Annotated in this window: 24 protein-coding genes and 2 pseudogenes; 17 read left to right on the top strand and 9 right to left on the bottom strand. The window is 63.6% G+C overall.

Going from position 1 to position 23,906, the window contains the following annotated elements:
* Positions 1 to 45: 45 nt before the first annotated feature.
* Positions 46 to 705 (top strand): glutathione S-transferase, encoded by a 660-nt coding sequence (locus KI241_RS26435; protein ID WP_042730386.1) that lies wholly within the window; start codon positions 46 to 48, stop codon positions 703 to 705.
* Between the two features lie 130 nt (positions 706 to 835).
* Here KI241_RS26435 and argH read toward each other — a convergent pair whose 3' ends face one another.
* Positions 836 to 2,230: an argininosuccinate lyase gene (gene argH / locus KI241_RS26430; protein ID WP_042730385.1), complete on the bottom strand. Its 1,395-nt coding sequence runs from the start codon at positions 2,228 to 2,230 to the stop codon at positions 836 to 838.
* A gap of 273 nt (positions 2,231 to 2,503) precedes the next feature.
* Between argH and KI241_RS27935 the strand changes: the two are divergent.
* From KI241_RS27935 to KI241_RS26400, 9 genes and pseudogenes are all read left to right on the top strand, one after another.
* Positions 2,504 to 2,698: pseudogene (locus KI241_RS27935) on the top strand (sensor histidine kinase); the annotation flags it as partial.
* Complete coding sequence (locus KI241_RS26425; RefSeq protein WP_042730384.1) at positions 2,695 to 3,441, top strand: LytTR family DNA-binding domain-containing protein; 747 nt, start codon at positions 2,695 to 2,697, stop codon at positions 3,439 to 3,441. The pseudogene KI241_RS27935 and the gene KI241_RS26425, both read left to right, overlap by 4 nt.
* Before the next feature lie 138 nt (positions 3,442 to 3,579).
* Positions 3,580 to 4,521 (top strand): hydroxymethylbilane synthase, encoded by a 942-nt coding sequence (hemC, locus tag KI241_RS26420; protein ID WP_047735789.1) that lies wholly within the window; start codon positions 3,580 to 3,582, stop codon positions 4,519 to 4,521.
* A pseudogene (locus KI241_RS27930) lies at positions 4,518 to 5,264 on the top strand (uroporphyrinogen-III synthase); the annotation flags it as partial. The gene hemC and the pseudogene KI241_RS27930, both read left to right, overlap by 4 nt.
* Before the next feature lie 36 nt (positions 5,265 to 5,300).
* Positions 5,301 to 6,434, top strand: coding sequence for a uroporphyrinogen-III C-methyltransferase (locus tag KI241_RS27925; RefSeq protein WP_047739431.1), 1,134 nt, complete (start codon positions 5,301 to 5,303; stop codon positions 6,432 to 6,434).
* The gene (locus tag KI241_RS26410; protein WP_047735790.1) at positions 6,431 to 7,678 is read left to right on the top strand and encodes a heme biosynthesis protein HemY; all 1,248 of its coding nucleotides are present in this window, start codon (positions 6,431 to 6,433) and stop codon (positions 7,676 to 7,678) included. The genes KI241_RS27925 and KI241_RS26410 overlap by 4 nt, the downstream gene beginning before the upstream one ends.
* Positions 7,679 to 7,934: 256 nt before the next feature.
* Positions 7,935 to 8,177 (top strand): disulfide bond formation protein B, encoded by a 243-nt coding sequence (locus KI241_RS27920; RefSeq protein WP_244868248.1) that lies wholly within the window; start codon positions 7,935 to 7,937, stop codon positions 8,175 to 8,177.
* Complete coding sequence (locus KI241_RS26405; protein WP_244868247.1) at positions 8,066 to 8,476, top strand: disulfide bond formation protein B; 411 nt, start codon at positions 8,066 to 8,068, stop codon at positions 8,474 to 8,476. The genes KI241_RS27920 and KI241_RS26405 overlap by 112 nt, the downstream gene beginning before the upstream one ends.
* Before the next feature lie 175 nt (positions 8,477 to 8,651).
* Positions 8,652 to 9,110: an Rsd/AlgQ family anti-sigma factor gene (locus KI241_RS26400; protein WP_042730380.1), complete on the top strand. Its 459-nt coding sequence runs from the start codon at positions 8,652 to 8,654 to the stop codon at positions 9,108 to 9,110.
* 58 nt (positions 9,111 to 9,168) lie between these two features.
* Here KI241_RS26400 and KI241_RS26395 read toward each other — a convergent pair whose 3' ends face one another.
* Complete coding sequence (locus KI241_RS26395; protein ID WP_042730379.1) at positions 9,169 to 9,834, bottom strand: FKBP-type peptidyl-prolyl cis-trans isomerase; 666 nt, start codon at positions 9,832 to 9,834, stop codon at positions 9,169 to 9,171.
* Positions 9,835 to 10,025: 191 nt separating this feature from the next.
* On the opposite strand from KI241_RS26395, the gene KI241_RS26390 reads away from it, so the two are divergent.
* Positions 10,026 to 11,153: an AlgP family protein gene (locus tag KI241_RS26390; RefSeq protein WP_212803140.1), complete on the top strand. Its 1,128-nt coding sequence runs from the start codon at positions 10,026 to 10,028 to the stop codon at positions 11,151 to 11,153.
* Here the strand turns inward: KI241_RS26390 and KI241_RS26385 are convergent.
* On the bottom strand, positions 11,150 to 11,614 hold the full coding sequence (locus tag KI241_RS26385; protein ID WP_047735793.1) for a TIGR02444 family protein: 465 nt from the start codon (positions 11,612 to 11,614) through the stop codon (positions 11,150 to 11,152). The two genes, KI241_RS26390 and KI241_RS26385, sit on opposite strands and share 4 nt — an antisense overlap.
* Positions 11,615 to 11,664: 50 nt before the next feature.
* Here KI241_RS26385 and KI241_RS26380 point away from each other — a divergent pair, with 50 nt between their 5' ends.
* The 3 genes from KI241_RS26380 to KI241_RS26370 all read left to right on the top strand — a co-directional run bounded on the left by KI241_RS26380 (position 11,665) and on the right by KI241_RS26370 (position 14,895).
* Positions 11,665 to 13,575, top strand: a complete 1,911-nt coding sequence (locus tag KI241_RS26380) for an ATP-binding cassette domain-containing protein (protein WP_047735794.1) — start codon at positions 11,665 to 11,667, stop codon at positions 13,573 to 13,575.
* Positions 13,575 to 14,156 (top strand): mechanosensitive ion channel family protein, encoded by a 582-nt coding sequence (locus tag KI241_RS26375; protein ID WP_042732879.1) that lies wholly within the window; start codon positions 13,575 to 13,577, stop codon positions 14,154 to 14,156. Before KI241_RS26380 ends, KI241_RS26375 begins: the two co-directional genes overlap by 1 nt.
* A 106-nt stretch (positions 14,157 to 14,262) precedes the next feature.
* Entirely contained in the window at positions 14,263 to 14,895 is a 633-nt protein-coding gene (locus KI241_RS26370; protein WP_212803139.1) for a LysE family transporter, read from the top strand.
* Positions 14,896 to 15,068: 173 nt separating this feature from the next.
* On the opposite strand, the gene KI241_RS26365 is transcribed toward KI241_RS26370, so the two are convergent.
* The 4 genes from KI241_RS26365 to KI241_RS26350 form a co-directional block, all read right to left on the bottom strand.
* Positions 15,069 to 15,812, bottom strand: a complete 744-nt coding sequence (locus tag KI241_RS26365; protein WP_042731146.1) for a hypothetical protein — start codon at positions 15,810 to 15,812, stop codon at positions 15,069 to 15,071.
* A 3-nt stretch (positions 15,813 to 15,815) separates the two neighbouring features.
* The gene (gene lpoB, locus KI241_RS26360) at positions 15,816 to 16,403 is read right to left on the bottom strand and encodes a penicillin-binding protein activator LpoB (protein WP_042731147.1); all 588 of its coding nucleotides are present in this window, start codon (positions 16,401 to 16,403) and stop codon (positions 15,816 to 15,818) included.
* A 201-nt stretch (positions 16,404 to 16,604) separates the two neighbouring features.
* Positions 16,605 to 16,976, bottom strand: a complete 372-nt coding sequence (locus tag KI241_RS26355) for a YcfL family protein (RefSeq protein WP_042731148.1) — start codon at positions 16,974 to 16,976, stop codon at positions 16,605 to 16,607.
* Between the two features lie 19 nt (positions 16,977 to 16,995).
* Complete coding sequence (locus tag KI241_RS26350) at positions 16,996 to 18,393, bottom strand: lipoprotein (RefSeq protein WP_042731156.1); 1,398 nt, start codon at positions 18,391 to 18,393, stop codon at positions 16,996 to 16,998.
* 316 nt (positions 18,394 to 18,709) lie between these two features.
* On the opposite strand from KI241_RS26350, the gene KI241_RS26345 reads away from it, so the two are divergent.
* Positions 18,710 to 20,608: a cytochrome c/FTR1 family iron permease gene (locus KI241_RS26345; protein WP_042731149.1), complete on the top strand. Its 1,899-nt coding sequence runs from the start codon at positions 18,710 to 18,712 to the stop codon at positions 20,606 to 20,608.
* Positions 20,608 to 21,063 (top strand): YaiI/YqxD family protein, encoded by a 456-nt coding sequence (locus KI241_RS26340; RefSeq protein WP_042731150.1) that lies wholly within the window; start codon positions 20,608 to 20,610, stop codon positions 21,061 to 21,063. The genes KI241_RS26345 and KI241_RS26340 overlap by 1 nt, the downstream gene beginning before the upstream one ends.
* A gap of 143 nt (positions 21,064 to 21,206) precedes the next feature.
* Here KI241_RS26340 and elbB read toward each other — a convergent pair whose 3' ends face one another.
* A complete protein-coding gene (elbB, locus tag KI241_RS26335) occupies positions 21,207 to 21,875 on the bottom strand; it encodes an isoprenoid biosynthesis glyoxalase ElbB (RefSeq protein ID WP_042731151.1) in 669 nt (222 codons plus the stop codon).
* Between the two features lie 123 nt (positions 21,876 to 21,998).
* Here elbB and KI241_RS26330 point away from each other — a divergent pair, with 123 nt between their 5' ends.
* Positions 21,999 to 23,234 (top strand): sterol desaturase family protein, encoded by a 1,236-nt coding sequence (locus KI241_RS26330; protein ID WP_042731152.1) that lies wholly within the window; start codon positions 21,999 to 22,001, stop codon positions 23,232 to 23,234.
* On the opposite strand, the gene KI241_RS26325 is transcribed toward KI241_RS26330, so the two are convergent.
* Positions 23,215 to 23,838, bottom strand: a complete 624-nt coding sequence (locus KI241_RS26325) for a DedA family protein (RefSeq protein ID WP_042731153.1) — start codon at positions 23,836 to 23,838, stop codon at positions 23,215 to 23,217. The two genes, KI241_RS26330 and KI241_RS26325, sit on opposite strands and share 20 nt — an antisense overlap.
* Positions 23,839 to 23,906: the final 68 nt, after the last annotated feature.

The following is a 23,906-nucleotide window of genomic DNA, read 5'->3' as shown; positions in this document are numbered from 1 at the left end:
TATAACGCTAGGCTGCCAACCCCCACCGGCCTGGAGGCATCTGTAATGCTCGAGCTTTATGGTTTCTGCGTCAGCAATTACTACAACATGGTCAAGCTGGCACTGCTGGAGAAGGGCGTGCCCTTCCAGGAAGTGTCGTTCTACGGCAGTCAGGCCCCCGAAGTGGTTGCCATCAGCCCGCGCGGCAAGGTGCCGGTGCTCAAGACCGAGCGAGGTTTCATCAGCGAAACCAGCGTGATCCTCGAATACATCGAGCAAACCCAGCAGGGCAAGGCCCTGCTGCCCAGCGATCCGTACGAGCGCGCCCAGATACTGGCCCTGTGCAGGGAGATCGAGCTGTACATCGAACTGCCCGCTCGGGCCTGCTATGCCGAGGCCTTCTTCGGCATGTCGGTGGCCGATGCGGTCAAGGAAAAGGCCAAGGCCGAACTGCTGCTGGGGTTCGCTTCGCTGGGCAGGCACGGCAAATTCTCGCCCTATGTCGCGGGCGACAGCCTGAGCATTGCCGACCTGTATTTTCTCTACAGTGTTTCGCCCGCCTTACAGGTGGGCAAAAAGTTGTTCGATATTGACCTGCTGGCCGAACTGCCCGCGGCCCAGGCGTTGATGGAGCGCTTGGGGCAAAATCCGCACGTGCAGCGCATCGCCGCGGACAGGGACGCGGGGATGCCGGAGTTTTTGGCGAAGGTCGCCGCCAAGAAGTGAATGTGTAGCGTCTGAGCGGATGCCTTCGCGAGCAAGCCCGCTCCCACATTGGATCTCCATCAGCTCATAGAGCCTGCGTTCACTGGAGATCGACTGTGGGAGCGGGCTTGCTCGCGAAGCTTTTCGCCTTTTAGCGGCTGGCGAGCAACGCCTGGCCGCGCACGACCGCTGCCTTGACCTGCGCCGGCGCGGTGCCGCCGATGTGGTCCCGGGCATTGACCGAGCCTTCGAGGGTCAGCACCGCGAACACGTCCTGTTCGATCTGGTCGCTGAAGCGGCGCAGTTCGTCCAGGCTCATCTCCGCCAGGTCCTTGCCGCTGTCGACCCCGTACTTGACGGCGTGACCGACGATTTCATGGCAGTCGCGGAAGGGCAGGCCACGGCGCACCAGGTAGTCGGCCAGGTCGGTGGCGGTGGAGAAACCACGCAGGGCCGCTTCGCGCATCACCGCATGCTTGGGCTTGATGGCCGGGATCATGTCGGCGAAGGCCCGCAACGAGTCGCGCAGGGTATCGGCGGCGTCGAACAGCGGTTCCTTGTCTTCCTGGTTGTCCTTGTTGTAGGCCAGCGGTTGGCCTTTCATCAGGGTCAACAGGCCCATCAGCGCGCCGAACACCCGACCGCTCTTGCCCCGCACCAGCTCCGGGACGTCGGGGTTTTTCTTTTGCGGCATGATCGAGCTGCCGGTGCAGAAGCGGTCGGGCAGGTCGATGAACTGGAACTGCGCGCTGGTCCACAGCACCAGCTCTTCGGAGAAACGCGACAGGTGCATCATCGCGATGCTCGCGGCGGCGCAGAATTCGATGGCGAAATCGCGGTCCGAGACGTTATCCAGCGAGTTGCCGCCCACGGCGTCGAAGCCCAGCAGTTGGGCCGTGTAGGCGCGGTCGATCGGGTAGGTGGTACCGGCCAGCGCGGCGCTGCCCAGGGGCATGCGGTTGGTGCGCTTGCGGCAGTCGACCAGGCGTTCGTAATCGCGGCTGAGCATTTCGAACCAGGCCAGCATGTGGTGCCCGAAGGTCACCGGTTGCGCGGTCTGCAGGTGCGTGAAGCCCGGCATGATGCTTTCGGCCTCGCGTTCGGCCTGCTCCAGCAAGCCTTTTTGCAGGCGGGTGATTTCGGCCAGGATCAGGTCGATCTCGTCGCGCAGCCACAGGCGGATGTCGGTGGCGACCTGGTCGTTGCGGCTGCGGCCGGTGTGCAGCTTCTTGCCGGTCACGCCGATGCGATCGGTCAGGCGCGCTTCGATGTTCATGTGCACGTCTTCGAGGTCGACGCGCCAGTCGAACTGGCCGGCCTCGATTTCAGCCTGGATGGTCTTGAGGCCGTCGATGATGCTGTCGCGCTCGGCATCGGTCAGCACGCCGACCTTGGCCAGCATGGTGGCGTGGGCGATCGAGCCCATGATGTCGTGGCGATACAGGCGCTGGTCGAAGTTGACGGAGGCGGTGAAGCGGGCGACGAAGGCGTCGACGGGTTCACTGAAGCGGCCGCCCCAGGACTGATTGGTCTTGTCAGTGCTCATGAATTCGCTCGTGATCGGCTGTGGAAAAAGTAGCGGTTGAAGGCTGCGGCGGATGATAACAGGGTTGCCAGGGCTGGCGCTGACACTGGTCGGCAGGTTTTTTACCCGTGGGCCGGGCGTTCGGACCCGGTTTTGCGCGCAACGATATTTTCCGATTGAGCAATATCGTCGTGGCAACCGTCTACAGTGGACGATAGGTGTTTGCTTTTTTTCATTCATGGCGAATCGGCCGAATCAACCAGGGGGTGCTCAATATTGGTCAAATCGAAAACGAACAATCCCTACGGCGACGCCGTGCGACAACAGGCCTCGAGCATCGGTAGGCAAGCGCTGGTAAAGATAGGCGACCGCCTCGCGGCACTTTTTGGCCCTCGGGCGAGTCTTAGCGTGGATCGCGGTGACGGATGTCACTTCCCCTGTCTACGCTATCCTTGTGCGAGACTCACGCAGGAATCCAGCGCAATATGAATGTCCTGATCGTTGATGACGAACCACTGGCCCGCGAGCGCCTGAGCCGAATGGTTGGCGAGCTCGAGGGATACAGTGTCCTGGAGCCGAGCGCCACCAATGGCGAAGAGGCATTGGCCCTTATCGACAGCCACAAGCCGGATATCGTGCTGCTCGACATTCGCATGCCTGGCCTGGATGGCCTGCAGGTCGCGGCGAAGTTGTGCGAACGAGAGTCGCCGCCTGCGGTGGTGTTCTGCAGCACCCGGGACGATTTTCCGCCCGAGGTCCTGCAGGCCAGCGCCGTCGGCCATCTGGTCAAGCCGGTGGCGTCCGAGGCCTTGCCCGATGCCTTGCGCAAGGCCGAGCGACCCAACCGGGTGCAACTGGCGGCGCTGACCCGCCCGGCAGCGGAAAGTGGCAGCGGCCCGCGCAGCCACATCAGCGCGCGCACCCGCAAAGGCATTGAGTTGATCCCGTTGAACCAGGTGGTCTACTTCATTGCCGATCACAAGTACGTGACCTTGCGCCACGAGAGTGGCGAGGTGTTGCTGGACGAGCCACTCAAGGCCCTTGAGGACGAGTTCGGCGAACGCTTTGTTCGTATCCACCGCAATGCCCTGGTGGCCCGCGAGCGGATCGAGCGTTTGCAACGCACGCCCCTGGGGCATTTCCAGCTTTTCCTCAAAGGCCTCAACGGTGATGCGCTGATCGTCAGCCGACGACACGTGGCCGGCGTGCGCAAGATGATGCAGCAGCTTTAGCCCGGTTCGCGGGGGCGTTCCAGACATTCCTTTCCCAGGACAATGACGGCCAGGGAGGCCTTGGGGTCGTGATTCAAATCAAAGCGGTTCTGGCTGAACTGTTATTATCTGCCGTATCTTTTAAGTACGGATTGATCCATGTCCCCTCGCGAGATCCGCATCGCCACCCGTAAAAGCGCCCTGGCCCTCTGGCAGGCCGAATACGTCAAAGCCCGCCTGGAAGCCGCCCATCCCGGGCTGGTCGTGACCCTGGTGCCCATGGTCAGTCGCGGCGACAAGCTGCTCGACTCCCCCCTGTCGAAGATTGGCGGCAAGGGCCTGTTCGTCAAGGAACTGGAAACCGCGTTGCTGGACAACGAAGCCGACATCGCCGTGCACTCGATGAAAGACGTGCCCATGGACTTCCCTGAAGGCCTGGGCCTGTTTTGCATCTGCGAGCGGGAAGACCCGCGCGATGCATTCGTTTCCAACACGTTTGCCAGCCTCGAGGCATTGCCAGCCGGCAGTGTGGTGGGCACCTCCAGCCTGCGTCGCCAGGCACAATTGCTGACGCGCCGCCCGGACCTGCAGATCCGTTTCCTGCGTGGCAACGTGAACACGCGTCTGGCCAAGCTCGACGCCGGCGAGTACGACGCGATCATCCTCGCCGCCGCCGGCCTGATCCGCCTGGGTTTCGAAGACCGTATCACCTCGGCCATCAGCGTCGACGACAGCCTGCCAGCAGGTGGGCAGGGCGCCGTGGGCATCGAGTGCCGCAGCGCCGACAGCGACATCCATGCCTTGCTGGCGCCGTTGCACCATGAAGACACCGCCACCCGGGTATTCGCCGAGCGCGCCCTCAACAAGCATCTGAACGGCGGTTGCCAGGTGCCGATCGCTTGTTACGCCGTGTTGGAAGGCGAGCAGGTCTGGTTGCGTGGCCTGGTGGGCGATCCCAATGGCGGCCGGTTGCTCAGTGCCGAGGCCCGGGCGCCGCATCGCGATGCCGAGGCGCTGGGCGTGCGCGTGGCCGAAGACCTGCTGAGCCAGGGCGCCGCCGACATTCTCAAGGCGGTCTACGGCGAGGCGGGCCACGCGTGACGGGGTGGCGGCTGCTGCTCACACGGCCGCAGGATGAGTCGTCGGCCTTGGCGGCTGTCCTGGCTGATGCCGGTATCTTCAGCAGCAGCCTGCCGTTGCTGGCGATCGAGCCGATCCCGCTGTCGGATGCGGGGCGGGCGATGCTCCAGGCCCTGGACCAATACTGTGCCGTGATCGTGGTCAGCAAGCCCGCCGCCCGCCTGTGCATCGAACAACTGCGCCTGCTCTGGCCCGAGCCGCCCGATCAGCCGTGGTTCAGCGTGGGGGCGGCCACCGGGCAGATTCTCGCCGACGCCGGCCTCACGGTGTTTTATCCCGACAACGGTGACGACAGCGAAGCCTTGCTCGAACTTCCCGCGTTGCGCCAGGCTGTCAGCCGGCCCGATCCGCGGGTCTTGATCGTGCGTGGCGAAGGCGGGCGCGGCTTGCTGGCAGAGCGTTTGCGCGAGCAAGGTGCTAGTGTCGATTACCTGGAGTTGTACCGACGCGACATTCCTCATTACGCCGAAGGTGAGCTGTCGGCGCGGGTTGAAGCGGAACGCTTGAACGCACTGGTGGTCAGCAGTGGGCAGGGCCTGGAGCATCTGCAGCGGTTGGCCGGCGATGCCTGGCCGACGCTGGCACGGCTACCGTTGTTTGTGCCAAGCCCAAGGGTTGCCGAGATGGCGCGTGCTGCCGGGGCCCGAACAGTTGTGGATTGCCGTGGCGCTAGCGCCGCGGCTTTGCTGGCGGCGTTACGGGAACACTCCGTGCCGTTTTCTAATGCGAAGGATGGATACGTGAGCGAAACAGCCTTGCCAAAAGCAGATCAAGACCAGCCGGTGCTCGACGCGCCGGTTGAAACCCCGGCCCCGGTGGCGCCGCGTCGCGGCAACGGGCTGGCTATTTTTGCCTTGTTGCTCGGGGCCGCCGGCGTAGCGGTTGGCGGCTGGGGTGTGTGGCAGGTGCGTCACCTGCAAACCAACAACCAGCAACAGTCCGCCCAGGTCCAGGCGCTGAACGACCAGGCCCAGACCCTCAAGCTCAATGAGCAGCGCCTGACCGAGCGCCTGGCCCAGTTGCCTGGCGCCGAAGAGCTGGAGGAACGTCGTCGCCTGGTGGCCCAGCTGCAAGGTGACCAGCAGCACCTGAGCCAGCGCCTGGAAACCGTGCTCGGTGCCAGCCGCAAGGACTGGCGCCTGGCCGAGGCCGAGCATTTGCTGCGCCTGGCCAGCCTGCGTCTTTCCGCCTTGCAGGACATCAGCAGCGCCCAGGCGCTGGTCCAGGGCGCCGACGAAATCCTGCGCGAACAGGATGACCCCGGTTCGTTCGCCGCCCGCGAACAACTGGCCAAGACCTTGGCCGCGTTGCGCAGCACCGAGCAGCCGGATCGCACCGGACTGTTCCTGCAACTGGGCGCCCTGCGAGACCAGGTGCTGCAGCTCAGCGAGCTGGCGCCGGAATACAAGGATCGCGGCGAGTCCCTGCTGGGCCTGACGGCCGATGGTGATGGTGCCAGCCGCTGGGCACAGTGGTGGGACCAGATCTCGCGTTACATCCGCATCGACTTCAACGCCGATGAGAACGTCCGTCCGCTCCTGGCCGGGCAAAGCCTGATGCAAGTGCGCCTGGCCTTGAGCCTGGCGCTGGAGCAGGCCCAATGGGCGGCCCTCAATGGGCAGGCGCCGGTGTACACCCAGGCGCTGACCGAGGCGCGGGACGTGCTGAAAAACAACTTCAACCAGGACAACCCCCAGATCAAGATCATGCTCGAACGCGTGGCCGAGCTGACCAACCAGCCGGTGACCGTGGTCACGCCGGACCTGACGGGCACCCTGAGCAGCGTCCAGGCCTATCTTGAGCGGCGCAACCTCAATGCCGAAGAGTCGGTCAAGCCGCTGCCCAAGGCGGGCGCCCAGGAGGCCACGCCATGAAGCGCCTCTACGTGATTGTGTTCGTGGTCATCGCCGTCGCCGCTTTGCTGGGCGTGGCCATCGCGGAGCATTCGGGTTACGTACTGGTGGCGTACAAAAACTTCCGTTACGAAGCCGGCCTGTGGGTCACCCTGGCGCTGGTGGCGGTGTTCTGGCTGCTGTGGCGCGCGGTGGTTGCGTTGATCGGGCTGGTGACCACCTCCAGCGGCGTGGTCAACCCGTGGTCGCGCCGCAACCGCAGCCGACGTGTGCAAGTGGCGATCGAGCACGGCCAGTTGGACCTGGCCGAAGGTCGCTGGGCCAGTGCCCAACGGCACTTGCACCGCGCCGCCGAAGCCGAGCGCCAACCCCTGTTGTATTACCTCGGCGCGGCCCGCGCGGCCAATGAACAAGGGCTTTACGAGCAGAGCGACAGCCTGCTGGAGCGCGCCCTGGAGCGCCAGCCCCAGGCGGAACTGGCCATTGCCCTGACTCACGCGCAGCTGCAGACCGACCGGGGCGACACCGAGGGGGCGCTGGAGACGCTGCAAGCCATGCACGAACGCCATCCACATAACGTCCAGGTGCTGCGCCAGTTGCAACGGCTGCATCAGCAGCGCGGCGACTGGTCGGCGGTGATCCGGCTGCTGCCCGAGCTGCGCAAGGACAAGGTCTTGCCTGCCGCCGAGCTGGCGGAGCTGGAGCGTCGGGCGTGGGGCGAGAACCTCACCCTGGCGGCCCACCGCGAAGAGGATGGCAGCGTCGGCTTGCAATCGTTGAACCGGGCCTGGCAACAATTGACCTCCGCCCAGCGCCAGGAGCCGGCGCTGGTGCTGGCGTATGCCGAGCAGTTGCGGCAACTCGGAGCGCAGATCGAAGCCGAAGAGGCGCTGCGCATCGCGCTCAAGCGCCACTACGACAGCCATCTCGCGCGCTTGTACGGGCTGGTCCGCGGCAGTGATCCGGTCCGGCAACTGCAAACGGCCGAAGGCTGGCTCAAGGACCATCCGGCCGATCCGAGCCTGCTGCTGACCCTGGGGCGTCTCTGCCTGCAGAACAGCTTGTGGGGCAAGGCCCGGGATTACCTGGAAAGCAGCCTGCGGATCCAGCGCAATCCCGAAGCCTGCGCAGAGTTGGCGCGCCTGTTGGCGCAGTTGGGCGACGCCGAGCGCAGCAATCAGTTGTTCCAGGAAGGACTGGGCTTGCTCGATGAGCGCCTGCTGGCGGCGCCGCTGCCGGTGTCGGCGCAGGTGCTGTCGACGTGAGCATGGCCTGAGTCATCGTGGCGAGGGCGCCGCTCCCTCGCCACGGCTTTTATTGCGTTACAAGCGATGATCAGCCATCGCTTGAAGGGCTTTTGTCAGTGCCCTTAGCAAAGTCCTACAGCGAGCTGTAACAAGTCCCTTTGTCTCTGTCGGGAATTCCCTACATCCCTGGTGAAGTGTCTGCGCGAGCCTGCCTTGAAAGGCCCGAGGGCTTTCCTCTACCGTAACGACTTGTCTCTTCTGCTACGGAACCGCCATGTTTTTGGCTTGCTCGCGCTTCTTGTTTCTCATGGCTTCCATCGCCGCGGCCCTGGCACTGGGCATTGCCAGTTACCTGGAATATTCGGTCGGCCTGACGCCGTGCAGCCTGTGTGTCTTGCAGCGGGTGTGCCTGCTGTTGTTGCTGGTGAACAGCCTCGTAGCCTGCGTGCACGGCCCGGGGCGTTCGGGCAGCATCGTCTATGGGGCGTTGGGGTGGGTGTTCGCGTCGGGGGGATGACGCTGGCCTGGCATCAGGTCCTGATGCAGAGTCGTTCGGTCCAGTCGGTGGCTGATTGCGTCACCCCCATGACCGGGGTGCAATCCTGGTGGTGTGCGTTGCGCCGGGTGCTCGATGGGGTGGTCGATTGCGCGAACATCACCTGGACGCTGTTCGACCTGAGCATCCCCGAATGGAGCTTGCTGTTCTTTCTCGCCGTGTCCGTCGCAATGACCTATCTGCTGCTGCGCCTTGCCTGGAGTGCTCTGGCACGACCACTCGGCGGCGATACGTCGCAGTGGGCCCGGGTGCTGGATTAAACACTTGTATGAACTTTATCGCCTGCGTACCTTGAAGCGGTAGTCGTGCGGGCATAATCTGGCCCGCACGTGTCATCGGAATCGTGTCACTCGAACATGTTGTGTCTGGCTTGTCCCTGGTTATCCAGGTGTGCGCAGGCTGCGAGGGGCATGACTCACAAGGGAAGAAATCACCATGCTCGAAAGTTGTCAGAATGCTCAGGAACGCTGGGGTGGGGTGCATCTGCTGATCGATCGCTGGTTGCAGGAGCGTCACGAACTGGTGCGGGCCTATGACGTCCTCGGCGACAAGCCTGAAGCGCTGAGCGAAAGCCGCAAGCCCTTGCAGGAGTTCTGCGGTGTGCTGGTCGACTATGTATCGGCCGGTCATTTCGAGATCTACGAACAACTGACGGGCGAGGCCAAGGCCTTCAACGACAAGCGTGGCCTGGAGCTCGCCGAGCAGATCTACCCGCGCATCGACGTCATCACCGAGAAGCTGCTGGCGTTCAACGACCTGTGCGATGAAGGCAAGTGCGTGGCTGAGAAATTCAAGGAGTTGGGCGGCTTGCTGCACGAGCGTTTCGAGCTGGAAGACTGCCTGATCGAAGTGCTGCACAACGCACACAAGGAAGAAGCCGCAGTCCAGGCCTGAAGGTTTGCAGGCATGAAAAAACGGTGCGCATGGCGCACCGTTTTTCGTTTGGGCGACCTTAGCCCGTCGCGCCGAGCAGTTCGATTTCAAACACCAGCGGCGTAAAAGGCGGGATCACATCCCCGGCACCTTCGGCGCCATAGGCCAGGGTCGAAGGAATCACCAGGCGCCACTTCGCGCCGACCGGCATCTGCGGCAATGCGCTGCGCCAGCCGTCAATCACACTGTCGAGATTGAACCACTGGGCCTGGTGATTGGCGTCGAATACGGTGCCGTCCGGCAACCGCCCGATGTACAACACCTGGACCTTGCCATGGGGGCCTGCCTTCGCACCTTTGCCTGGCTTGAGCTCCGTCAGCAGGATGCCGTCCGCGAGTTGCTGGACGCCGGGTCGGTTCTTTTCTTCGTTGAGAAATGTCTGCTCCGTCTTCAACGCCTTCGCGTCCTGAGGTGGCAGCGACTGCGCTGTCAGTTGCGCTTGATGCGCGGCCAGGATCTGTTCGATGCGTTCATCCCTGAGGGCCAGCGGCTTGCCCAGGTAAGCCTGTTGCAGGCCTTCGACCAAGGCCTGGATCTGCAGGTCGGGCACGTCCTGGCGAAGGCGTTCACCCAGGCTCGCGCCCAGGCTGTAGGCCAGGTCGTGGGCATCGTTTGCGTTGGTTTTGTCAGCGGCCTGGGCCATGGAGCCAAGCATGCACAGGGACAGGAACAGGTGACGCAACATGGGGGATCTCCGGCCTCGAATCGAGGGATTATGCCAGTGCCGACAGGTGCAGAGGTGGGTTGCCCTGGCGCGGATGAAGAAGATTTTTCGTACCTTGCAACGCAACGTCTTGTGTACTGTCAACATGCCCTAGCGGCGGTTGCAGCAGAGGTCTAGTATGAGCCGCACTCACGTCAGTCAGGAGGTAAACCATGTCGGCCACCAAGAAGCCTGTAAACACTCCGTTGCACTTGCTCCAACAACTCTCGGGCAGCTTGCTCGAGCATCTGGAAAATGCCTGCTCCCAAGCGATGGCTGATGCTGAAAAACTGCTCGCCAAATTGGAAAAACAACGCGGCAAGGCGCAGGAAAAACTGCACAAGTCGCGCACCAAACTGCAAGACGCCGCCACCGCCGGCAAGGCCAAGGCACAAGCCAAGGCCAAGGACGGCGTGAAAGAACTCGAAGACCTGCTCGACGCCTTGAAGGATCGTCAGTCCGAGACCCGCGCCTACATTCTCCAACTCAAACGCGATGCCCAGGAAAGCCTGAAACTGGCCCAGGGCGTAGGTCGCGTGCAAGAGGCTGCGGGCAAGGCGCTGACATTGCGTGCCACCAAGCCTGCTGCTGTATCGGCCAAGAAGCCGGCGGCTAAACCTGCCGTGGCAAAAACGCCCGCCAAGGTAGCGGCCAAGCCTGCTGTGAAAGCACCCGCCAAGACCGCGAGCAAGCCAGCGGCCAAACCCGTCGCTGCCAGCGCTGCAAAACCTGCGGCCAAAAAGCCAGTCGTTAAAGCGGCCGCCAAACCGGCTGCAAAAACCGCGGCCGCCAAGCCTGTCGCGGCCAAGCCTGCGGTAAAACCGGCGGCTAAACCGGCTGCCAAGCCTGCCGCAAAAACCGCAGCTGCCAAACCCGCTGCGACGAAAACCACCGCTGCAAAACCGGCCGCTAAACCTGTCGCCAAGCCGGCGGCAAAACCCGCTGCCAAAACAGCCGCCGCGAAACCCGCCGCCCAACCAGCAGCCACCAAAACAGTGGCGGCCAAACCCGCTGCAGCCAAGCCTGCCGTAAAAACCGCCGCCAAGCCTGCCGCGACCAAGGCACCTGCCAAGGCGGCGGCCAAACCTGCTGCCAAGCCAGCTGCTGCCAAGCCAGCAGCCAAACCCGCCGTGAAAAAACCAGCGGCCGCGAAACCGTCGGCTGCGCCTGCCGCCAAACCGGCCACCGCCGCGCCTGCTCCGGCAGCGTCCCCTGCGCCAACCGCCAGCACTCCAGCGCCGGCAGTCAGCCCGTCCGCTTCCGTGGCGCCGAGCACCAGCACCCCAACCAGCGCTTCCTAAGTGCCGGACACCACGACGCGCAGCTGATGCAGCGCGTCGTGGTGTGCAGGTTCGACACTCGCCGTCAGCGCTTGCAGCCATTGGGCTGAACCCTCGTGCTGTGCCGGTGGCCAATCCTTGGCCGCCGCTTCCAATCGTTCCAATAACCGCCGCTCGGCCTCCAGCTCCAGCCGCTTGACCTGTTCGCGCAGGTTGTCGAGCGCCGGGTCTTGCTGGGCCATGGTTTTCCATTGCCGGCGAAGGCTGCGAAGGGGCCTGACCACCTCGGCGTCCCAGGCCTCGGCCAACGGTCGAAGCGTGTGCAGTCGGGGTTCGCTGCAGGGCACGCCGCGCTGGTCCAGCCACAGGCTGCACAGCAGCAGGCACACGTTGATGCCGGCCTCTTGCGATGCCAGGCAGGCGGCTTCCACGCCGGGCTTGGCATAGAGGTCCAGGGAGAAACGCCAAAGATCAGGGGACATCGTGCTACTCGCGCCAGTTGCGAGCGAAGCTGGTAGACTCCGCCGCCATTATGATCCGACTTCAGAACCTGACTTTACAGCGTGGCCCGCAACGTCTGCTAGAAGACGCCGAGCTGACCCTGCACGCCGGCCACAAAGCCGGCCTCATCGGTGCCAACGGCGCCGGCAAATCGAGCCTGTTCGCCTTGCTGCGCGGCGAGCTGCACCCGGACTCGGGCGATTGCATGCTGCCGGCCGATTGGCGTATCGCCCACATGCGCCAGGAGGTCGATACCCTCGAGCGGCTGGCGGTGGACTACGTGCTCGATGGCGACCTGCGCCTGCGTCAGGTTCAACGCGACCTGGCGGCGGCGGAGGCGGCCCACGACGGCGCCGCCCAGGCCCGCCTGCACTCGGAACTCGACAGCGCCGACGGCTACACCGCCGACGCTCGCGCGCGCAAATTGCTCGCCGGGCTGGGGTTCACCAATGAGCAGATGGACCGCCAGGTCGGCGATTTCTCCGGCGGTTGGCGGATGCGCCTCAACCTGGCCCAGGCCCTGATGTGCCCCTCGGATCTTTTGTTGCTCGATGAACCGACCAACCACTTGGACCTCGACGCCATCATCTGGCTCGAAGACTGGCTCAAGGGTTATCCGGGCACGCTGCTGCTGATTTCCCACGACCGCGATTTCCTCGATGCCGTGGTCGATCACGTCGCCCATGTCGATCAGCGCAAGCTGACCTTGTACCGTGGCGGCTACAGCGCCTTCGAGCGCGCCCGCGCCGAGCGCCTGGCCCAGCAACAGCAGGCCTATGAGAAGCAGCAGGCGCAGCGTGCGCACATGGAAAGCTACATCGCCCGCTTCAAGGCCCAGGCCACCAAGGCCCGCCAGGCCCAGAGCCGGATCAAGGCGCTGGAACGGATGGAGGAGCTGTCGGCGGCCCACGTGGATTCGCCGTTCGACTTTGTCTTCCGCGAGTCGACAAAAATCTCCAGCCCGCTGATCGACCTGTCCGACGCACGCCTGGGCTACGGCGACAAGACCGTGCTGGAGAAGGTCAAGCTGCAACTGACCCCCGGTGCGCGGATTGGCCTGCTGGGGCCTAACGGCGCCGGCAAGTCGACCCTGATCAAGAACCTCTCCGGTGAACTCCAGCCGTTGGGCGGTCGCCTGACCCGTGGCGAGAACACCGTGGTCGGCTACTTCGCCCAGCATCAGCTCGATTCTCTCGATGCCAAGGCCAGCCCGCTGCTGCACCTGCAACGCCTGGCGCCGACCGAGCGCGAGCAGACCCTGCGCGATTTCCTCGGTGGCTTCGATTTCCGTGGCGCGCGCATCGATGAGCCGGTGCTGAATTTCTCCGGTGGTGAAAAGGCTCGCCTGGCGTTGGCGCTGATCGCCTGGGGCCGGCCCAACCTGTTGCTGCTCGACGAACCGACCAACCACCTGGACTTGGAAATGCGCCTGGCCCTGACCATGGCCTTGCAGGAATTCAGTGGCGCCGTGCTGGTGGTGTCCCACGACCGACATCTGCTCAAGAGCACCACAGACAACTTCTTCCTGGTGGCCGACGGCAAGGTCGAGGAATTCGACGGCGATCTGGAGGATTACGCACGTTGGCTGGTGGACTATCGCCAGCGCAACGCACCGGTCAGCACCACGCCGGTCAACCCGGACAAGACCGACAAAAAAGCCCAGCGCCAGGCCGCAGCCGCCTTGCGCCAGCAATTGGCGCCCCACAAGCGCGAGGCCGACAAGCTCGAGGCCGAACTGGGCAAGCTGCATGAAAAGCTGCAGAAAATCGAAACCAGCCTGGGTGACAGCGGTCTCTACGAGGCGGCGCGCAAAGATGAGTTGCGTGACCTGCTGGCCGAACAGGCCAAGCTGAAAGTTCGAGAAGCGGAGCTGGAGGAAGCCTGGATGCAAGCCCTGGAAGTGCTGGAAAACCTGCAAGCGGAGCTGGAGGCGTTGTCCTGATGGAAGCCCTGGCGTTGCCTGTTCCCGTGATGTGGATCGAGCCGATCTGGCTCGGTGTGCAAGTCCTGCTGATCCTGCTGGTCGGTTACTTTGCCCAGCGCTTCGTGGCGCGCGCCCTCACGCGCCTGGGCGAGCGCTATCCCTTCCCGCCGCAGTTGCTGATCATCCTGCGGGGTGTGCTGCGCTGGCTGATCATGGGCAGTGCGGTGTTGATCGTGCTGGAGCGCCTGGGTGTTTCGGCCACGGTGCTGTGGACCGCCCTGTCGGGCTTCGTCGCGGTGGCGGCGGTGGCGTTCTTCGCCATCTGGAGTGTGCTGTCGAACCTGCTCTGCGCCGTGCTGATCTACACCGTCGGCCCGTTTCGCCTGGGGGACGTGGTGGAGTTGGTGGAGGCCACCGACAAGCCCGGCATCAAGGGGCGGGTGGTGGCGATCAACCTGCTCTACACCACGCTGATCGAGCCTGAGGAGCTCGGCACCGGCAGCTCCATGGTGCAAGTGCCCAACAGTCTGTTCTTCCAGCGTTCGGTCCGGCGCTGGCGTGGCAGCGAGGCATTCCCGGTCGGCGGTTTCGTCGAGTAGGGCGGTCTTCGCAGTCCCCCTTCAACCCGAGCAGAAAAAAACAGTGGTCAACCGTGCAGCGGCGCATTAGCGTATTCGTTTCGACGAATTCGAGCCGAGGTGTGCAATGGTGCTGGAAACATGGTTGGCGTTTTTCGCCGCCTGCTGGGTGATCAGTCTTTCGCCGGGTGCCGGTGCCATTGCATCGATGTCCAGCGGCCTGCAATACAGTTTCTGGCGTGGCTACTGGAATGCCCTGGGCCTGCAACTGGGCCTGGCACTGCAGATCGCCATCGTTGCCGCCGGCGTGGGGGCGATCCTCACCGCCTCGGCCACGGCGTTCTATGCGATCAAATGGTTTGGCGTGGCGTACCTGGTCTACCTGGGCATCAAGCAGTGGCGGGCCATTCCCAGCGACATCAGCGATGACGCGGCCGTGCGGCCGATCGGCAAACCCATGGCGCTGGTGTTTCGCGGTTTCCTGGTCAACATCAGCAACCCCAAGGCGCTGGTGTTCATGCTGGCGGTACTGCCGCAGTTCATCGACCCCCACGCACCCCTGATCCAGCAATACCTGATCCTGGGCACGACCATGATCTGCGTCGACCTGATCGTCATGGCCGGCTACACCGGGTTGGCGTCGAAGGTCTTGCGTCTGTTGCGCACCCCGAAACAGCAACGGCGGATGAACCGTACGTTTGCCGGGCTGTTCATTGGCGCGGCAGGGTTGCTGGCGACGATTCGCAAGGCGGCGGTGTAATCCGTTCTATCGGAAAAGGCACTGGAGACACGGCGGACCTGTGGCGAGGGAGCTTGCTCCCGCTGGGCTGCGCAGCAGCCCCAAAAGCCTGCGGTCGCTACGCCCGAGGCGTCGGACGACCGAGCGGGAGCAAGCTCCCTCGCCACAGAAACATCATCCATTGGCGCTAAGACTTAGCGCAGGATCACCGGCGCCGTATCCCGTGGCAGGTTGTTACGCTGCGCGGGCTCGCGGGGTTGTTCGTAGCTCGGGCCGCCGAGCTGTTCGCTCATTTGCCGCGCCACGTCTTCCCCCAGGGCCTTGGACACTTCACGCACGACCCGCGGGCGGTTGAGGCTGATGTGCACGTCCCGGTGGTTCAGCAGCTTGGTGTCCTGGCCTTCGCCCATGGCGGTGAACGCCGAGGTGATTTCGAACGTCTTGGTGTTGATCAGGCTGAAGTCCGCCACCAGGGTCAACGCCAGCACCGCCGAGTAACTGTTGGTGTTCGCCAGCTCGTTGATGTCGCGGGTGAAGTCGATGTCCGACACCGTGCCGAACAATACGTAGTCGGCCCCCTTGAAGTTCCCGGCCTTGATTCGCTTGATGACGTCATAGACGTCGCCCTTGGACGAGGCGGTGTACGGCGTGCCCTGCACCAGCTGGAACATCCCGCTGCGCAGGATCTCGCCCTTGATGTCGCCGGTGAACTTGCGCAATTCACCCTGCTCGATGTAGCTGCTGGTGGCTTCCATTTCGTCGTAGCTCGACGAAGCGCTGGCGCTGTAGGCGTTCGCCTGGAAGTTGCTCTGGGCCGAAACGGTGTGGATGTATTCCTCCACCCGCTCCTGGTACGCCAGGTCGGTGACGGCGACTTTCGGGGCCGCCTGCGCGGTGAACGCGCAGGCCAGGGCCATGATGCCAATCCATGTGCGCATGGCTTAACGCTCCGTGGTCTTGCGGATTTCTTTCTCGTCCATCCACTCGGCCAGACCGCTCTCGACGTCGATCAATTGCAGGCTGAACTTGTAGAAAACGTCCTTGTAGTCGCTGCTGCGCTTGACGATCGAGCTGATGGAGCCTTCGATGCGGTACTTGGCGGCGATCATGTTGCCGGTCTTGGCCACGGTGCTCTTCTTGTAGAGACCGCTCTGGTTCTGCAGCTTGAGCTGGTCGACCTGGCTGTCCATGGCGTTGTTGTCGCTGGCGAAACGCGCGGCCCCGGTCTTCATCAGCTGGGTCTTGATGCTGGTGGTGATTTCCCGCGTGTCGATGTATTCGCTGGTCTTGTTCTTCACGTCGTAGACCTGAACCACCGGACGGCCCTGCAGGACACCGGATTGGGCCAGGGAGCGGGTCATGGACTCGGCGATCATCTGCAGGTCGGTGGAGCCGAACTCGTTGGTGACGGTTTCCACGGCCTTGGTGTCGCCATAGCTGATGTTCTTGTTGCCCAGTACCGGCGAGTTGTTGGCGCAGCCGCTGACCAGCAGGACGGCGAGGGCGAGGGAGGAAATGCGTAGGAACATGTGGTGTGCTCTCAAATGTCGGCGTAATGGTTTTTGTGGCGAGGGGATTTATCCCCGCTGGCTGCGCAGCAGCCCGAAATAAACAGCTGGACACCCTCTGACAGGCTTACCGATGCGAGCGGTGGGGGCTGCTTCGCAGCCCGACGGGGATAAATCCCCTCGCCACAGAATCGGCATTGGCTCGACTGACAGAAACCGGCCTCAAGGCGTATTGATTTCCAACCGGAAGTCCACCGCCTTGGGCGTTGGCGCGATGGCCGGGAGGAACTTGGTCTGCTCGCCATACAGCGTCAGGGTCTTCCAGGTTTCTTCCTCGGCAATCGGAAAGCCTTCCGGCCCCAGCCAGGCAAAGCGGTAGTACATCGTCTTGTTGTTGTAGCTGGTGTTGCTCAGCTGCACATTGACGGTCATGTAGCCGTTTTCCCGGGCCACGCGCATGGCGCCGACCACGATGTTCTTGGTCTTGCCCATGGCCACGACCTTGCTGGCAGCGGTGCCCGGCTCCGGTGGCGGCGGGGTGGCGCAACCAGCCAGCAAGGCCAGGGCGCCGACGGCGATCAGTTTTAGACGCATGTGAACAAAGACTCCGTTCTTAAGGTTGTTTGAGGCTGGCGACCGCGCTCGGGGTGGCAGTCGGGATCACCTGGGCCGCCAGGCCGCCGGCGAAAACCTGGTTGCCCACCGCCCGCAGGCTGATGACCTGGTAGCGCTGATCCACGTTGACCTTGACCACCGAGCCGCCCACCGCACTTGGCAGGGTGACCTGGTGCTCGCCCTTCTTCAGGCGCAGGCGTACCACCTGGGTGTAGTCCGGCAGGGTGCGCCAGGTACGGGTGTCGGCGCCCTCGAGGATCGCCGAGGTGAGGCCCACGGCCAGGCCGGCCAGGGGGTTGGTGTCGTTGATCTGCTTTTGCGCCACGCCTTTGGTGATCGCACGCACGGTGGTGCGCAGGATGATGCCGGGCATATCGTCGCGCAGGGCGCGGCGGGACATGGCGGTGGTGCTGTTGAGTTGAGTCAGGTCCATCTGGCGGCCGTCGACGCCGATCTGGGCGAACGTCGCCGTGGAGGTATCGGGCTTGATCACCGGGAACGACAACGGCGTGATCACCAGGTTGCCGCTGATGGGCAGGGGCAGGGGAATGCGCACCGAGTCCCGGGACGGCGCCAGGCCGCTCTGCACCACGATCAGGACGTCGCTGTCGTCGGTCTTGGCGGCGGGCTTGTCAAGATTGAGCAGGGCCTGCTCCAGCAGCGGCGTGTTCGGGCGCAGTTCGGCGGCCTTGCGATAGCCCGGCGCAGCCAGGTCCTTTTCCCCCAGGGCTTCGTAGACGAAACCGGCCAGGTAATGGCTGAAGGCGCTCTGGTAGCTGTTTTTCAAGCTGACCACTTCCGGGGCGTCGAGGCTGGCCACCGGGTAGCCCTTGAGATCCTTGTACTCGGTCTTGACCCCTTGCTGCTCGGCTTCTTCCTCGCGCTTGAGGTACTCCTTGTCCCGCAGGTCGGCGATCACCGCTTCGCGCTCGTGGGTTTTCTTGATCTGGGTCCGTGCGCCGTCGAAGTCGTTCACGGCCAGCAGGTTCAGGGCCATCTGCGTGGTGAGCATGACTTTTTCGTAGTCGTAGCCTTCATAGCGGCGGACTTTGTCGTTGACCAGGAAACTGCCGAACTGCGCCACGTACTTGGCCGTGTCGAGTTTGACCGCGTCTTCCCACTGGCCAACCTGCTGGTCGGCACTGTTCCAGGCGGTCTGGCTGCCGGACAGGTCGCCCTTGGCCCGCAGCAGCTCACCTTTCTCGAAGTAATACAGCAGGTCTTTGTCTTGGCTGCTGTTGTTCTTTTCCAGCAGGGTCAGCGCTGCGTCGACATTGCCGGAAGCCAACTGCTGGTTGGTCTGGGCCAGTTCGCCATCGTAGTTGCGAAAGGCCGAGCAGCCGGACAACAAGGTCACCGCCCCGAGGGCGATCGAAAAAACGGCACGGGATGCCATGAACATTTCTTCCCTGAATAGCAGCCGGGGGTGTGCGGGTCGGGCTGGAACGATCCCACGGACAGGCGTCGCTGCGCTGTCGGTTCCTCATCAAGCGAGGAGCTCTTATGCCATCCAACGATAAGAAGGCGGCGGGATTATAAACGTGGCGCTTGGCTATGTAATGGCTTTTCAATTTCGAAATGCCGTTTTTGTGACATCACCTCCAAAGGGTGAATATCCGATGAAAATATGCCCCTAAATCACATCGGCCCTTGAGCCGAAGGCATTGGAAGTGAACAATGTGTTACTTCTTATTACCAATCGAGAGTCATTCATGACTGCCCCGCTTCGTTTCCTGGCCTGGCTCGCACTGCCGTTGCTTGCCCTGTGCAGCCCCTATCTGTTGGCCGACACCGTCGAAGGCGCCCCCCAGGCGCTGCATCTGCTGGATTACATCGGGGCGGATTATCCGGCGACGGTCGAGGCAGGCAAGGTCATCGACGAGGCCGAGTACCGTGAACAGCTGGAATTCACCCAGGCGCTGGAAGGGCTGATCGCCGGGCTGCCGGCCAAGCCGCAGAAGGCTGAGCTGACCCAGGGCATCGGCGCCCTGCGCAGTGCAATCACCCAGCGCCAGGAGGGCGCCGAAGTCGCCCTCCTGGCGCGGCAGTTGGGCGCGCGGCTGGCGGTGGCGTATGAGGTCAGCCAGGCGCCGGTGATCACCCCGGACCCGAGCCGTGGCGCGCCGCTGTATGCCCAGAATTGCTCGGTGTGCCACGGTGCCAACGGCGCCGGCGATGGCCCGGCCGGCGTCGGCCTCGAGCCACCGCCGGCCAACCTGCGCGATGGCCAGCGCCTGGATCGCCTGAGCCTCTATGCGATCTACAACACCCTCGGCATGGGCATCGAAGGCACCGACATGCCGGCCTTCGCCGATCAGCTCGACGACCGTCAACGCTGGGACCTGGCCACCTACATCGCCAGCTTCAGCGCCGACCCGGCCGCTGCCAAGGGCGAGCAGACCTACAACCTGGCCGACCTCGCCCGCCAGACCCCGGCCGAAGTCCTCGCCGCCCAGGGCCCAGCAGCGGCGGCCACCTTCCGAGCCCAGCGTGCGCAGCCCCCGCAGGTGCAACGCGGCCCGGCGCAGTTGCTCGACTACACCGCGGCGACCCTGGACAAAAGCATCGCGGCTTATCGTGCCGGTGACCATGACCAGGCCTATGACCTGTCGGTAGCGGCCTACCTGGAAGGTTTCGAGCTGGTGGAGAGCTCGCTGGATAACGTCGACGCCAATGTGCGCAAAGACACCGAGAAAGCCCTGATGGCCTACCGTCAGTCGCTGCAGGACGGTTTGCCGGTGGAGCAGGCTGCCCAGCGCCTGGATGCGGCCAAGGCGAAACTCAAGGCGTCCGCCGACCTGTTGGGCGGCGATGGCTTGAGTTGGTCGCTGAGCTATATCTCCGGGCTGTTGATCCTGCTGCGTGAAGGCCTGGAAGCGATTCTGGTACTGGCGGCGATCCTCGCGTTCCTGCGTAACACCGGCCAGCAATCGGCGGTGCGCAGCGTCAACATCGGCTGGGGCCTGGCGTTGCTGGCCGGCCTGGCAACCTGGGGGCTGGCCGCCTATGTGATCGACGTCAGCGGCGCCCAGCGTGAGTTGCTCGAAGGCGCCACCGCGTTGTTCGCCAGTGTGATGGTGTTGTGGCTGGGGGTGTGGATGCACGACCGGCGCCACGCGGCGGCCTGGCAGGACTACATCAAAAGCAGTCTGGTGGGGGGCGGCGGCCGGTTCGGTTTCGCGATCCTGGCGTTCTTCTCGGTCTATCGCGAACTGTTCGAAGTGATCCTGTTCTACGAAACCCTGTGGTTGCAGGCAGGTCCCGCCGGGCACAACGCGGTGTTAGCGGGTGGCGCGACAGCGCTGGTCCTGCTGGTCGGGTTGGCCTGGGTGATCCTGCGCGGCTCGGCGAAGTTGCCGCTGGCGCTGTTCTTCAGCATCAACGCCGCGTTGCTGTGCGCGCTGTCGGTGGTGTTCGCCGGCCATGGCGTGAAGGCGTTGCAGGAGGCTGGGATCTTCGGTACCCGTCCGGTGGCCTTCTTCGACTTCGACTGGCTGGGTATTCATGCCGATGCCTATTCGCTGGCCGCACAAGTGGTGGCGATCCTGGCGATCGTCGTGCTGTATGGCCGTAGCTGGGTGGCGGAGAAGCGCAAGGTGCAGGTGTCCTGATGCGCGTCTGGATCGACGCCGACGCTTGTCCCAGGGCGGCGAAGGACCTGGTGGTCAAGTTCGCCCTGAAGCGTCGGTTCGAGGTGGTGTTGGTGGCGGGTCAGCCGCAGATCAAGCCAGGCCTGGCCTGTGTGAAGCTGATCGTGGTGCCCAGTGGCCCCGACGCTGCGGACGACTATTTGGTGGAGCACGCCGCGCCGGGCGAACTGGTGATCTGCAGCGACGTGCCCCTGGCCGACCGATTGGTGAAGAAGGGCGTCGCGGCCCTTGATCCCCGCGGCAAGGCATTCGATGCCCAGAACATGGGGGAGCGGCTGGCGGTACGCAACCTGTTCACTGACCTGCGTGAACAGGGCCATGTCGGCGGCGGCCCGGCGGCGTACAGCGAGCGGGACAAGCAGGTATTCGCCAATGCGCTGGATCGGCTATTGACGCAATTGGCGCGTCAATCTTGAATCCTGCTCAGCGCCCCTGTGGGAGCTGGCCTGCTCGCCAAAGCGGTGTGTCAGCCAACGAATAGGCCGGCTGAACCGACGTCTTTGCGAGCAAGCCCGCTCCCACAGGGTCCAGGCTATCTCTGTGGGACTGGGCGGGGAGGTCAGGCGTCGTTTTCGTGGGTCAGTTCCAGCACCCGGTCTACCAGCTTGTTGATGCCCGAGGCCGCTTCGCTGATGTTCTTGGCCAACATGTAGGCCGGAGTGGTAACCAGTCTGCGGGCGGTGTCCTCGACGATGTCGGTGACGGCGCAGTCTTCGTGGGTGCCGCCCATCTTGGTCACGGCGGCGGCCGTGTCGGCGTCGGTGCCGATGGTGCAGAGCACGCCAGGGCCGTAGATTTTTGCTGCCAGGGCCGGCGAGATGCACATCAAACCGACCGGTTTACCGGCTTCGGCAAAGGCTTCGGCCAGGGCCAGCACTTGCGGCTGGACCGTGCACCCGGCGCCCTCGACGGCAAAGCTGGAGAGGTTCTTCGCCGCGCCGAAGCCGCCGGGCACGATCAACGCGTCGAAATCCTCGACGTTGGCCTCGCGCAGGTCCTTGACCTCGCCCCGGGCGATCCGCGCCGATTCCACCAGCACGTTGCGACTCTCGGGCATCTCTTCGCCCGTCAGGTGGTTGATCACATGCCGTTGGGCAATGTCGGGGGCGAAACATTGGACCTGGGCGCCGCGCTGGTCGAGGCGCAGCAAGGTGATCACGCTCTCGTGGATTTCGGCGCCGTCGTACACGCCACAGCCGGAAAGGATCACTGCAATTTTTTTGCTCATGGGTTTTTCTCCAGATTCATGGCGTTAAATGTCCACTAATTTGTCATTCGTTGCCATAGGGTTATCCGGCAGCTACACCTAATCTGCCGACTATCTCCCTGCTTCGCTTGCCCGGGTCGCATCATGAATTTCATTCTGTATGCCGTGCCGTTCTTCTTCGTCCTGATTGCCGTCGAATTGCTGGCCGATCGCTGGCGCGGGGTCAGCCACTACCGGGTCGCGGACGCGATCAACAGCCTGAGCACCGGCGTGCTGTCGACCACCACCGGCCTCCTGACCAAGGGCGTGGGCCTGGTGACCTACGCCTTTGCCTTGAAGCACCTGGCGATCTTCTCGTTGCCGGGCGACCAGGCCTGGACCTGGGTGTTCGCCTTCGTGCTCTACGACCTGTGCTACTACTGGCTGCACCGCATGGGCCATGAGCGCAACATCCTCTGGGCCGCCCACTCGGTGCATCACCAGAGCGAGGACTACAACTTGTCCACGGCGTTGCGCCAGACCAGCACCGGCTTCCTGCTGAGCTGGGTCTTCTACCTGCCGCTGGCGGTCGCCGGGGTGCCGCTGGGGGTGTTCGTCAGCGTCGCGGCATTGAATCTGCTGTACCAGTTCTGGGTCCACACCCAACACATTCCCAAGCTCGGCTGGCTGGAGTGGTGTTTCGTCACGCCGTCCAATCATCGCGCCCACCATGCACAGAACCCTCTCTACATGGATCGCAACTACGGCGGGGTGTTCATTATTTGGGACCGTCTGTTCGGCACCTTCCAGGAAGAAGACGACAACGAGCCGGTGATCTTCGGCGTCACCACGCCACTGGCCAGCTGGAATCCGCTGTGGGCCAACCTGCAGTTTTACGCCCAGCTGTGGTCGGACGCTCGACGAGCCGGACGCTGGTGGGACAAGCTGCGGATCTGGTTCATGCCCACCGGTTGGCGGCCGGCGGACGTGGCGGCGAAGTACCCGCTGGCCAAGCCGGACCTGAACCGTTTCGAGAAATTCGAGGTGCCGCTGGATGGGCGCCAGCAGTGGTACGTGGTGCTGCAATTCTGCGTCTACATTGCCTTGGGCAGTTATTTGATGAATCTGGAGACGCGTTTGCCGGTGGCCGCACTGGTGTTGGGCTGGGGCACGGTGGCGCTGGGTTTGTTCGTGCTGGGCGCGACCCTGGAGAATCGCCCGTGGGCGCTACGGCTGGAGTGCCTGCGGCTGGTGTCGAGCCTGCTGCTGGTGTGGCTGGCGCCGATGGCTGGGTTATGGCCGGCCAGCCCACTGGCCTGGGTCGGTGTGTTCAGTTACGGTCTGCTCAGCGGCATCGGCCTGTATGGCTGCCGGAGCCGATTCACTCGGTTGGCGTCGTAGGTTCAGCGGGCCGGCTCTGCGCCAGGCGTTCGGCTTCAAGGGTCTTCTTCGCCAGCCGCGCATTCTTGATGCGGCGACGCAGCCACAGGCAGAGACCGAGGACCAACAAGGCGCCGAGTACCCACAACTCGTATTTCTTGATACTACCCAGCATGCCTTCGAGCACCGCGCCGAAGTGATACGCGGCGGCGGCCAGCGCCGTGGCCCAGATCGCCGCGCCGATGCCGTTGAGCAACAGGTAACGGCCCGGCGGGTAGCCCGACAGGCCGATCGCCACCGGCATCACCGTGCGCAAGCCATAGACGAAGCGGAAGCTCAGGACCCAGATGTCCGGGTGCCGGCGGATGTGCTCCAGGGCGCGATCACCCATCAATTGCCAGCGCGGCTTGCGCGCCAACAGCTTGCGCCCGTGCTTGCGGCCCAGGAAATACCACAGCTGGTCACCGGCGTAGCTGCCGCAGAACGCCACGACCACCACGAGATTGATGTCCATGTAGCCGCGGAACGCCAGGAAACCTGCGAGCACGAGGATGGTTTCACCTTCGAAGAACGTGCCGATGAACAGGGCCAGGTAGCCGAAGTCATGTAGAAATTGCTGGAGCATTGTCTGGGTGCTGGCGAAATGAACGCGCAGCCTAACCCTTCAGACACATTCAGGAAAGTATCGAAATG

Origin of the sequence: Pseudomonas sp. Cab53, from assembly GCF_018325965.1 — a bacterium.
GTDB lineage: Bacteria > Pseudomonadota > Gammaproteobacteria > Pseudomonadales > Pseudomonadaceae > Aquipseudomonas > Aquipseudomonas chlororaphis_E.
The sequence above is the reverse complement of the archived record's forward strand: the minus strand, read 5'-3'. Positions and strand labels throughout refer to the sequence as shown.